Genomic DNA, 203 nt, shown 5'->3' with positions numbered 1-203 from the left:
CGGAAAACCGAAGCCGTAGTCCAAGACCTGATGGAAGACCCCTTCCCCTCCCACCAGTCCCTGGCCCGCTACGCCCTCCACCACCTGGACCCAAGCCTCCTGGAGGACCTCCTCCACCGCCTGGCCCAGGAGGTGGAGGCCCACCTCGCACCCCAAGACCCCGACCCCCCCTTTACCTCATGGACACCACCGGCCTGAGCTAC

1 pseudogene is annotated in these 203 nt (G+C 67.0%); it reads left to right on the top strand.

Annotated elements, in window-relative coordinates:
* Positions 1-198, top strand: a pseudogene (locus tag L0D17_RS13490) (hypothetical protein); the annotation flags it as partial.
* Positions 199-203 lie beyond the last annotated feature (5 nt).

The organism is Thermus thalpophilus (assembly GCF_022760915.1).
GTDB lineage: Bacteria > Deinococcota > Deinococci > Deinococcales > Thermaceae > Thermus > Thermus thalpophilus.
The sequence above is the reverse complement of the archived record's forward strand: the minus strand, read 5'-3'. Positions and strand labels throughout refer to the sequence as shown.